The sequence below is a fragment of the Nocardia asteroides genome (assembly GCA_019930625.1).
GTDB classification, from domain to species: Bacteria; Actinomycetota; Actinomycetes; order Mycobacteriales; family Mycobacteriaceae; genus Nocardia; species Nocardia sputi.
The window spans coordinates 5,678,778-5,690,704 of the sequence record CP082844.1 but is presented as its reverse complement, the minus strand read 5'-3'; the positions used below and the strand labels follow the sequence as shown (position 1 = coordinate 5,690,704).

Below are 11,927 nucleotides of genomic sequence, written 5' to 3'. Positions count from 1 at the left end.
GGCGCCCACACATCCCCACCACTGGAAATGCTGACCCTGGCGCCGTGGCCAGCTCAGACCGACGCCCCCTGCCGCCGCAGATACCGCTGTTCGAAGCCGGCCGCGTAGGCCGCGGGCGGCGTCGACGACGAGGAATGTTCCACCACGCCGTCATCCGCGACATAGAAGATCGCGCGCCCGATCGCGATCTCCCCGCGCGGCACGGGCACGTATACCATCCAGCCCGCGTTGATGCGATCGGCGCGCAACTGTGCGAGTGGGTAACCCGTCGTATCCAGCTGCCGATCGGTGATATAACTGCGGACGCGGGCAATCGCGTCCGCCGCCGAGATCTCTTGCCGTGCCGACCGAGTGAGCGATCCGGCGATCGAGAACTGATACAGCGCCGCATCTATGTCGAAACGGTCCGCCTCGCCGAAGACATCTACCACCAGTTCGCGCGTCACGACACCGTCCTGCGCCGCGGACACCAACGCCTCCGCCGCCGTGCGCACCGGTGCGGGCGGCCGATCCGGCAGCAGACTCGCCACGATGTCGATCACCGTCTCGGTAGTCCACACCCCGGGAATCGCCGAACCCGAACCCGCCGCCGGCGGGGACTCACCTCGATACCACTGCCCGGTATCCCACCAGTAGCAGAACGAGAGCAACCCGGTCGCCGCGCGCGGGTTCAGCACCGGATCGGCCACCCAATCCGGCGCCCCAGCATAGTAATTCGGCATCTCGGCAGCATCGTTGTACACCGCGTTCAAGGCGGGAGAATGCCACACACCGCCCGACAACACGGCTCGGTCGCCCGGCAGCACGAACACCGTCGACCCGGCCCGCCTGGAGCTCTCGAACCAGCCCAGCGACGGCAGGATTCGCGGTCCGCGCTCGGATCCGACCGCCACGAACGCGGCCGACAACACCGCCCACCGCGCCCACAGCACCGGCAGCTCCGGCAGTTCGTTGGTCATCGGCGTCGGCCGCGTCCCGGCCGTGTGATCGGCACGAACCTCCGCCACGGCGCGGCGTGGACTGCGCGTCTGCCGATCGCCGTGGCCGAGGTAGGCCGCCAGCCAAATCGGCAGCCGGGCCCTCGGGTACCTCACCAGATCGGCGCGATACGCCTCAGGCGCGAACATTTCACCGTCCGGGAACGGCTCGTCACCGTAATCGAGGTCGAATTCCACCTCGCCGTCGGCGGTCGCCGACAGCAGCAACCGCCACCACGGCCCGCGATCCAGCCCCGCCGACAACTCCCGATGTCGGCGCACCAGCGCCGATACCGACTCCGGCAGCTCCACTCGCACCGTTCGGTCGTCGACCACGCAGGCGGCGTTGGCCACGGCCTCGTCGACGGTCAGCGCGAAGACCGCATCCCACGACCGCCAATCCGGCGCGGCCACGGCGGAGATCTCCGCTCCGATCCGGCGGGCCAGCCGCAGCAGCCGCGTGTCGAGCGGCTCCTCGAAATCCTGGTACGGCAGTTTGTTTCCCGGCGCATCCGATCCCGCTGGATCGTCGGCTCTCGAATCCCGCATCGGATACCTTTCGCTGTTGATTCCATGGATTCATCACAGCGGGCCGCGTTGCCCATGCGCCGTATCCTGCGTCGCCGACCCGCGTGCGGTGTCGACGAGCAGTCGGCACAACGTCTTCGCCGGTTCGGCGGCCCGGTCCTCGTTGAGCATGACGTCGGTGAGCGCGTCCGCCAGTGCCGCGGCGGGATCGAAGCGCCCCTTGTCGAAACTGCCGCCGCTCAATTGATCCCGCCATCGCCGGTAGCTACGCACCACGGGGGCCAGACCAGCGCGGCTGTGCTCGCCGCGGTCTCGGAGATATTCTGCGATCAGCGCCCGCTGCGCACCGGCACGCGCTTGTCGCCCGCCCGCGCGGTCGAAGGCGCGCCCGAACGCGCGGACCGTCGTCGCATAGACCGGCCGCGTGTCCGCTTGTGCGACAGTCGATCCCGGTCGGTGAATCGCGCGAATCGCCGCGGCGAGCCGCGCCGGATCATCGAGCAGGGTGATATTGAGGGTCACCGACCAGGCGCTCACCGGCTCCCGCGTGCCCACTGCCGATTGCTGCTCGATCCGCACGATCTCGCGCGGCGCGAGCGCACCGATGCCGACGGAACGCACGTCGAGCACCGGAAATCTGGTCAGGACCGCATCGGTCGCCGCCACGAATTCCCGGACGGCGGCCTCGTCGGTCACGGGCAGGTCGAACCCGGCCACCTCGACGCCGTGCCGCTCGGCCAGTTCCCGGGCGAGCCGCTCCAGGGCGCTGTCGGTGTTCCCCTGGTTTCGCGGCCGCCGGGGGGGATCGCTGTCGGCGTGCTGCCTGCCGGGTGGGCGCTGTGGCGCGGAAACTCTGTCCGCGAACGGCTTACCCGCGGCGCGGTCGGGTGTGGGACGTCCACCGAGCGGACCGGCTGAGGCCGTACCGTCCGACCACGGCGTCCGCGTCGGAGGCTGGACGACCGGCGCGCTGACGGCAGCCGGGCGCGGGGTGCCGCGCGCAGGGGCTGCCGTGGTATTCGGTACGGCACGAGCAGGTTCCGCCGCCGTCCGACGGTCGCCGGCGGTGTCGAACTGCCGAGCACCGGGCGGGGCAGCGCCGGGCGCCCGGCTAGGGTCGGCGAGGCGGCTGCCGGGCTGCTCGACGGTGCGGTCGCCGCTGTTCGCGGCAGCCGCGACCGGAGATCCCGGCGTGCCGACATGACCCGGGCCCGGACTTTCGCCGACCGGACTCGGGGTGCGTGCCGTGCTCGCATCGGCAAAGGGAGCGCTGCTGGGTGGCACGGACACCGGCTGCGCGTCGACCGACTCCGGCGTCACCGCCCGCGACACGATGCTGGGGATCGGCTCGGGCGAGCGGCGGATCTCGATGGGGTCCGGTGCACGTCCTGGTTCGGCGGACGAACCGCTGCCGGTCCCGACGCCGGGCGGGACTGTCGGCTGGAGTGCCTGTGCTACCTGCCGTCCCGCCTGCTCATCCGCGGTGTGGAAGGCTTCCGCGGCACGCCCCACGTCGCTGCCGAAGCGACACACGTTGTCGGCGAAGTTCCGCAGCGCGATCAGTGCATCCCGCGCATCCGGTTCGTAGGTCTCCGCGAACGCCTTGCCTGCCTCGTCCTCACCCCACCACCGGCCTTCCTCGGCGAGGGCGGCACGCAGCCGTTCCACCACCTGCCTGGCCTCGGCGCCGATTTCTCGCAGCGCTGCCCCGCGCGCCCGCAGGTCCTCCGGATCGACCTCCAGTGATTCACTCACCAGTGCCTCCGGCCCCCCGGCCGACGACCGAGCACCGTCCGGTGGCCGCCGCGAACGAGCACGGTCGACCTGTCGACCATCGCCTCTCCCTTCGGTCCCGCCGAGACAACCAGTTTCTCCGACAGCGGAACTCGACCGGCCGAGACCGTTCTCACCAGCAGGAAGCGCGCTCGACGCCCACAGATCCGGTGAACACCACCTCGTGCGGTCGAACGCGCCCGCCGATTCCACCGCGACCGGCCCGGGGTTCTCACCGCCCACGCCCCGGAGCTACCCGACGCCGGCCAGTTCCACGCGGCGCTGTCCGCCGGCCGGGAATGGACCGGACATCGGTACTCCCGCGACCCGATCGAAGCCTGGGAACGCTCCAGCACACCGGCCTGATACCGGTGAGGCGCTCACGCTCGCACGCGGGTGAATGGTTCGTCTTCGCGGAAACGAACCGGTCGAACCCCGGCGGGCTGTCCACCGCTGTCGCACCGGCGCCGGCCGGTCGGAAGGGCGGCTTCGGTACAACCCGAGGTTGCCGAAGCAACAGCCACGAGAGATCCCTGACGACCAGTGGCGTGACATGTTCGGCGCCCTCCGGTCGAACCGGGACAGGGCGCTGTCGACCCTGGATCGACCAGTCGACCCGCGAAAATTCGGACACCGAACACCGGTTCATTCCCACACACGCCGTACTAGGATCAGTTGATATGCCATCGACACGCCGAGAGCGGGGCATGGAAAAGCCGGTGTACGCCGACGAGTTCGTCGGCCGTGATCCTGAACTCCAGAAACTACATGCGTTGCTGCGCGGCGAAGCGCGGTTGGTGACATTGGTCGGTCCTGGCGGGATCGGGAAGACGCGACTCGCTACCGAGGCCCTCCGCCGATTTCGCCGGCCAAGGTCGGCTCCGGTGTATTGGGTACGGTTGGCGCGCCTAGCAAGAGACTCGAACGCGGTGGCCGTCGAGGACGAGATCGCACGTTCTGTGGTTGAGGCCGACTTCCCCGACAGCACGACTTGGGATGCGCTGGTCGATACGCTGAGTAGGACTGATGCGCTGGGCCGCAACCAGCAAACCGTGCTGGTGATGGACAACTGCGAACATGTTCGCGGCGGCTCTGGCCGCCTTATTGCGGAGTTGTTGGCGGAGGTCCCGGGATTGACAATCCTCGCGACAAGCCGCGAACCGGTGGGGTGGGTCGACGAGCATGTCGTTGTAGTTCCCCCACTGACACAGCAACAAGCTGTGACCCTGTTCTGTCAGCGAGCGCAACTCGCCGGTCACACCCTCGTTGGTCCTGACGACGTGGCAGTGGCAGCGCAAATCTGTCGGCATATGGACAATCAACCGCTGTTTATCCGATTAGCTGCGGCGCGCGTGCAACTCCGGCCGTTGGCGATGATCCTTTCCGACCTCACTGGCGAGGAAACCGACAGACGGATGGGATGGCCTCCTCGACCCCTGAGGGGAGTCGAACCGCGTCACCGCAGGATCGTTGATGCCATCGCCTGGTCCTACGACCTATGCGAGGAGAAGGAACAGTTACTTCTCGACCGATTGTCCGTCTTCGCCGCTGGATATGACACGAATCCCGAAGACGATAACAGTACGGCCCTCGACGTCGGCGCGGACTTGGACGCGGTCGAAACGGTCTGCTCTGACGACCCCAGCCGGGGCGGCGATGAGCAATCCGCTGATCACCATGGCGTGGTGGTTCGACTAGCCGCGGACGAGATCGAAGGCCTGCTCGAACGCCTCGCCGATCAATCGCTGGTCACGTTGCATGTATCGCCGAATACAGTGCGCTATTCTCTACTAGAAAGCGTTCGAATATTTGCCCAGCAAAAACTACAGAAACGCAGCACCGATGAAGTCGACGAACCGGCCCGCCTGGTGCGCCGACACCGACAGTACTATCGCGATAAGGCTGTTTATTTGCAGCGCGATTGGTTCAGCCCGGCTGAGCAAAACTGGGCTCGCGCGGCGTGGGACAATATTGTTACCGCAATCGAGGGAAGTCTGACCGCAGGCGAACCTGAAGTCGGATTAGAAATTTGCGCGAGTCTGATTGCTTTACCACCCTTTAAAGGATCACCGCGAGAGATTCGCCGCTGGGCCGAGCGCACCCTCGAAGCCGCCCGCATGTCGACTCCGCAGCGGATCGAAGTCCAAGTGGCCGCGCTGTCCTTGATCGGGTGGCTGGCGATGGTCCAAGGAAGAAACGAAGATGTAGAGCGCATACTCGACGACTGCATCGATACATGCATCGACGATGCGATGATCAGGCAGAACTGGCGACAAGACCCGCACGCTGATGTTGGTCTCCCGGCACCGATTGAATTTTTGTGGGGATCCAAGCTGACGTTCCTGGACCGCGACGCGCGCGCAATCGAAGTGCTGGCACGAGCCTGCAAAAAATTTCAAGCTCTCGGAGATTCCGGCCGAGCCGCTCGAAGCGAATTGTATAAGGCATGGGCCGCGTGCTTTCTTGGGTCCAGAGAGGAAGCCATCGAGATAGCGATGCGGCACCTCGATCACGCCAGGGCGTCCGGAGCAGGGTGGGCAAAAGCTTGGGCCGAGTTGGCGTGGGCGACGACGTTGACCAAACACGGTGATCCCATTCAGGCCCTAGCAGTTGAGCGAGCAACACTAGAGAATCAGGTAGCTGCGCGTGATGGGTGGGGTGCAGCCTTCACAGTGTACGTGCGTACCTGGTCGCTAGCGCAGATTATCACTGACATGCTCGCTGCGGGTAACAACGACAGCACCCGACTCAAGTCGATGGCAACTGAAATTGCCCAACTCGCTGGAGGGGCTGTAGCGTTACGCGGAGGCCGCGGTTTCGACCTCAACGATCTGCCTCTGATAGCGAATGAAAACAACACCGCGATCGAAGTCGCCCGCGGGGTATTGGGGCCTGAGGCTTTCCACGCAGCCTACCGGCAGGGTTCACTGTTGATTCCGGAGGCGGATGAAGTACAGCGTCTCGCATTGGGCACGTTTGCAATCCATAAGATGCCGATGGAACATCCCGCGCGGCAAAATACTGCCTCGCGCTGGGGTCGGTTGTCCGACGCCGAAATGGAAGTCTCTGTCTTCGCGGCGGCGGGGTGGAAGAACGTTGAGATCGCCGCCCGGCGGGGTACGTCATCCAAGACGGTCGACGCACAAGTGGCGATGGTTCTCCGCAAACTTGAGATCGGTTCTCGTCAAGATATCATCAAGCTCGCACCCAAAGATCTGCTCGACAAAATCCGAACTGCAGCAGCAAAACGGCCGTCGCGCACACATGAAAGACGGCGGCACCAGGACTGACGGGCAGCGGCCTCCCGCCGGATCAGGCTCGCAGCAACGGCGCTGCGGCAACGTCCGGCAAACCCCTGGCCGAATATTCTAGCCGGATTTAGGGATTGACGTATGTCGAACCCGATCCGGAGCGTGCGGCCGAATATCTACGGATCGCCGCTCTACTCCTTCCTGGCGACGGCACACAGGATGTGATCACCGGATATGCGCGATTGCACGGACTGACCACCTACCCGACGCCCGAGGGTGTCGAACCCGTCCTGCCCGGCAGCTACCGGATCATCGCGCGAATCCTCGAGCACCGCAACATCTTCGATGCCAGAATGGTCGACACGGAAGAGGTGCCGTGCACCCCCGCTCCTACTGCGCCGCAACCGCGCGGCACGTGCGTGGCCCCGTTCGTGCCAGACGATCTGCTCGCCGAGCTCGCTCCTGCAGCGGCGATCACCATGGGCCTCGAAGGCGGACCGACCGATTTCGCGGAGGGGCTGCGCGAAGTAGAGCGTCCGCAGTCGACGTGGGACCCTGTTCGCGGTCACTTCGGCTTCGTGGAGTTACCCGAACTTCCGGTGGCCGCAGTGGAAATCGGCCGGTACTTCCGCGAAACCAAGAATTGGGTATGGCCGATAGCGTCTGGGAGGGCGGTCCGGGCCGTCCGAGCAGGCCGCGCAGCTGTCGTCGAAACCCCACCGCTCAGCGCTACCTCTCGAGGAACTCCAGGACGTCCTCGACAAACCGCCGGTCGGCGATCGCGCTGTTGTGGTTCCGCCCGGCATAGACCAACAGCTCGGCGTCTTTGAGCCCTTCGGCGGTGTCACGGAACATGGCGACGGGATAGGCGAGGTCCTTGTCGCCGCCGATCACCACGGTGGGCGTGGCGATGTCGGCGAGCTGGTCACGCAAATCGAACGAGTCCTCCGCTTCGATGACCCGAATCGCCTCGGTGTAGTCACCGTTGGAAGGACGCATCATCGGGTCGATCATCCAGAGAAATCCGGCCATCAGCCTTCTGCCGAGAGGTGACGTCGACGCGATCGACGCCCACGCCACCGCGGGCCGCTTCCCTGCGGCGGCGCGCTCGGCGAACAGCCGCATGGCATTGCGACCCTCCGTGCTCAGTGAATACGCGGCGCTCGCGAGGACAAGCCGTCGGACGGCTGCGGGGTGGTCGTGCGCGAGTTGCAAGGCGACCGATCCGCCAGTGGAATAGCCGACCACGTCCACCGCACTGTCGAATTCGCCGGTGAGTCCCTCAGCGAGGTCGGTTGCGATGTCGGCCATCGTCAAGCCCGCGGGCACTCCGGGACGGCGATTGAAGACATAGACCGTGCGATGCGCGGCCAGCGGCAGGAACGGCTTGATCATGAACTTGCGCGACCCGCCATCCAGGTTGCCGTTCTCCGGAGTCGATCCAGGCAAGGCAATCAGTGGGGCGCCGTCGCCGAACTTGAGGTAGGGGTGGCCGTTGGGGCACTTCCCTTCGCGGATTTCCAGTTTGGCGGTCATTGGCACTCCTCCGGAACAACGTAATTCGATTGGGGCGACGTTATCGGATATCGGCCATCCGAACCAGCCGGTCACTCCAGAACGGCAGTTTGGTGCGTGGGGTGCACTCGAGTGCCGTTCGAGGGTCGGGATTGTGGCGCTGTTAATTCGGCGCCACACACCGGCAACTCCTCGAGCTCCCGAACCAAGTATTGGCCGCCCGCCAGTTGTACAAGTCCGCCGCAGAACCCCAGCTCGGCCGTGACGAGCTGACCGGTCGCACCCGCCCGTGGACGACTCACGACACACCCGCGCTGTGTCATCGCCACAAATCCCGGCACCGCGATTGTCGGATCAGCGCAACCGATCGCCTCGCCATCATGGACTGGAGCAGAAGTCACAGGTAGGGCGCCGAAATGGTGAGCATCGATCGGTCCGGCAAGCGACCGTAGCCATCCATGTCGCCGAAGATGTTATCGGCCTGGCAAGTGCGAATCCTGGGTTGATTCGGCACGAGCCCGCGATGCTTGTGGGTGCAAGCGATCCAGAACTCGGCCCGACACCAGGGCCTGCGCGTCGTCAGGGGCGGCACCGCCGCCGTGGCCCGGCCCTGACGACACTCGCCCACCCAACCAGGAACGGACACATGACCAGCACCGGAAGCGTCTGGATGACAGCACAAGCCAGTAGCCGACTGCGTATCGAGTCGCATGAACTGTTCACGCGACGCCCCGCGAGGGATGCTGCTCCACACACGGCCTCCCTACAGACTGACAAACCCAGCACTCGGAGAACGAGGGCGGCTCGCCGACGAATCCGAATGGCGCATCGCCATTGCCCCGACCTGCACAGTGCTCAGCATCCGCACCGCGACAATCGCGACCACACCGGCCACTCCCGCGCACTGACACCGAGCCGGCCCGCCACAGCAGGTGACTGCGCCCTCGACCTGCACGACCGCGTGGACCGGCAGAAACAAGCCCCATCGCGCTGATCGCCGATGGGTGGAGGCGTGGAGCCCGCAGCGAATCTCCAAGCGTCTGAAGATCGACTACCCCGACGACCTGTCGATGCGGATCAGCCATGAAGCGATCTACCAGGCGTTGTATATCGAAGGGCGTGGAGCGCTCGAGCGTGAGTTGATCTTGTGCCTGCGCACCCGGCGGTCGCTGCGGATGCCCCGAGCACGATCGAAGCGTGCGGCCTGGGCGCACGTCACCGCGCGGACGCCGCTGCGTGAACGACCGCCGGAGGCCGAGGACCGGCGGTGCCCGGCCACTGGGAAGGCGATCTCATCATCGGGACGGACCGTTCTGCGATCGGCACTGTCGTCGAGCGGTCGACGCGGTTCGCATTGCTCATCCACTTGCCACGCGAGCCGGGATGGAGGGCGGCCGCTCCGGTGAAGAACGGCCCCGCGTTGAGCGGATACGGAGCCGAATCGATGAACAACGCCCTGGCCGCGGCGTTGGGACCGATGCCCCGCCGCTGTTGAGATCACTGACCTGGGACCGAGGTAAGGAGATGTCGGGCCACGCCGTATTCACCGACGAGACAGGAATTCCGGTGTTCTTCGCCGATCCTCACAGCCCCGGCAGCGAGGCACTAACGAGAACACACCCGACCATGCCGGGCCGAAGGTCCGGCGAAAAATCGAGGCTAGGTATTGACAGCTCGGTAGCGGTCGAGATTAAGATACAGACCACTCGGTATCGAGTTTGGTTCATCAAGCAGGACAAGATGTGATGGCGCACAGAACATTTCGACCGTCCGCGATGGCCCCGGGTGCTCGATGAGAACAGTCATCCCGCGTGGGTTGGACCGCATCGCCACACCAGTCAGTCCGTTCGGTGATCAGGCAGATGGTCATGCGGTCCGGTGGGCGAAGGAAAATCAGCTGATCCAGTCCGGCAGCGCGGAGCAGCGGCTGGCGAGAACCAGGCCCGGGACGCTCGCTGCCTATTGCTACCCGATCGCTGATCCGGCCGATCTCTGCCTGCTGCCGGATTGGGTGACTTGGCTGTTCATCCTGGACGATGTGAACGACGGAGGTACCTACGGGCAACGGCCTGAATTGCCGGAGCGTACGCTGACCGGCATTTTCTTCGACGAGCGCGATCAGCGAAGGGGTCGACGAGGACGCTGTCGTTTTTCCCGGGAAGGCGCCCCTTGGTTCTGGGAAATCGTCACCGAATGGGACCATCCGGAAGACGACCGGACATTCCACGGTTGGCTCGACAGTGCACGCGCCGACATCAGACCACACCTGCGCAGCAACGCCTATGTAAATCCCTCCACCGACGATGGGCCGGCGTGGCGCCGCGGAGTATGGGGAACCCCGACAAATACGAGCGCCTCGTGCGCGCCAAAACCGAATGGGATTCGGATAACATGTTCCGCTACAACAAGAACATTCGGCCCGATGATCTGCGCGCAGCGCCGCGAGTCGACGAATGACCGACAGTGCACACACAGAACGCGCTGTCGAGCTCCGAGCCGGTGACCTCCTCACACGGGCCCGCGAAATCTGCGAGCCGATGCTCCAGGAGTCGGTCGAATCGCTACCGAATCCAGTGCGTCGCATGGCGGGCTACCATCTGGGCTGGTGGGATACCGCTGGAGTACCCACGCAGGCTGGATCCGGGAAATATTTGCGACCCGCCTTGGTGATCGCCGCGGCCAGGGCTTGTGGAGGAAGTGAGGCCGCCGCGCTATCCGCCGCGGTCGGGGTCGAGCTGGTGCACAATTTCAGTCTCGTACACGACGACATCATGGACGGGGACCGAACACGACGAGGATACCCAGCAGTGTGGAGTGTGTGGGGAACGTCCGACGCCATTCTCCTCGGCGACACCCTGCATGCCCTGGCCTATCAGGTTCTGGTCGCGGGTCTGCCCGCACCGGTGGCTGTCGAAGCTTCGCGACGGCTCGCTGTCGCGGTCGCCGAAATGTGCCGGGGCCAGTCCGACGACTGTGCGTTCGAGACGCGACCACGTGTGGAACTCGATGAGTACATTCAGATGGCGATGGACAAGACAGGTGCGCTGATGGGTTGCGCCTGCGCGCTCGGCGCACTGAGTGCGCGAGCAGACCCGGAGACGGTGTCGCTGATGGACTGTTTCGGTCGCAAACTCGGCCTGGCGTTCCAGTTCACTGACGACATCATCGGAATCTGGGGAGACCCGATCATCACCGGAAAGCGAGCGGGCAATGATCTGGCCGGACGCAAACGGTCGCTGCCTGTTGTGACGGCCCTGTTGTCGAATAGCGAGGCCGCGCGCGAGCTAGCGGAACTGTATGAGTCCGACACCGCTCTCGGCCAGGAAATGGTCGCCCGGGCCATGGCACTGGTCGACGCCGCCGGGGGACGACGATCGGCTCAGCGACATGCCGACCGCCAGGTGCAGGCCGCTGTCGACACCTTGCCCGCCGGACTTGCGACGGCCGACCTTATGGCCTTGGCGAATGTGATTGCTCGCCGAGACGGGTTGATTAGCGCCCGGAATCGACGCCGCCCGATGCATGAACCAACATTTCCGGCTTCTCCACGCGAGCAATGACCAGAAATGTGGATGACGGGAAGGACGCAGCTTCCTCGATAATCTGTCAGTCCGATGTCTAGATCATGCCGGCGCGCCGACGCCGGTCGGAAGGTACGTCCGTTGGCTTTCCGTGAATCCTGACCGGGTTTCCGGTGAATTTCGGCGTGGTTGAACCGGCCGCAGAGATGTCCGTCGCGGCACAACATTCAACACGCCACGACTGTACTTCTGCCGACGGCGCGGCATCCGAATCCTCAATACGAGCGTTGGTCGATACATGGTTCCCGGCGATTGGCGCGCAAACTCCCCATCTCTGGGGAGACCTTGCATTATACCCGTAA

The 11,927-nt window shown here is 65.1% G+C and carries 5 protein-coding genes and 1 pseudogene; 3 read left to right on the top strand and 3 right to left on the bottom strand.

Annotation, left to right across the window (positions count from 1 at the left end):
• Positions 1-53: 53 nt before the first annotated feature.
• Positions 54-1,526, bottom strand: a complete 1,473-nt coding sequence (locus tag K8O92_25795) for a hypothetical protein (GenBank protein UAK31220.1) — start codon at positions 1,524-1,526, stop codon at positions 54-56.
• A gap of 33 nt (positions 1,527-1,559) precedes the next feature.
• The gene (locus tag K8O92_25790; GenBank protein ID UAK31219.1) at positions 1,560-3,260 is read right to left on the bottom strand and encodes a hypothetical protein; all 1,701 of its coding nucleotides are present in this window, start codon (positions 3,258-3,260) and stop codon (positions 1,560-1,562) included.
• Positions 3,261-3,985: 725 nt separating this feature from the next.
• On the opposite strand from K8O92_25790, the gene K8O92_25785 reads away from it, so the two are divergent.
• Complete coding sequence (locus tag K8O92_25785) at positions 3,986-6,568, top strand: AAA family ATPase (GenBank protein ID UAK31218.1); 2,583 nt, start codon at positions 3,986-3,988, stop codon at positions 6,566-6,568.
• Positions 6,569-7,258: 690 nt separating this feature from the next.
• Here K8O92_25785 and K8O92_25780 read toward each other — a convergent pair.
• Entirely contained in the window at positions 7,259-8,140 is an 882-nt protein-coding gene (locus K8O92_25780) for an alpha/beta hydrolase (protein ID UAK31217.1), read from the bottom strand.
• Positions 8,141-9,836: 1,696 nt separating this feature from the next.
• On the opposite strand from K8O92_25780, the pseudogene K8O92_25775 reads away from it, so the two are divergent.
• Both K8O92_25775 and K8O92_25770 read left to right on the top strand, forming a co-directional pair.
• Positions 9,837-10,501: pseudogene (locus K8O92_25775) on the top strand (BBE domain-containing protein).
• The gene (locus K8O92_25770) at positions 10,498-11,604 is read left to right on the top strand and encodes a polyprenyl synthetase family protein (GenBank protein ID UAK31216.1); all 1,107 of its coding nucleotides are present in this window, start codon (positions 10,498-10,500) and stop codon (positions 11,602-11,604) included. The pseudogene K8O92_25775 and the gene K8O92_25770 overlap by 4 nt, the downstream one beginning before the upstream one ends.
• The last annotated feature ends 323 nt before the right edge of the window (positions 11,605-11,927 follow it).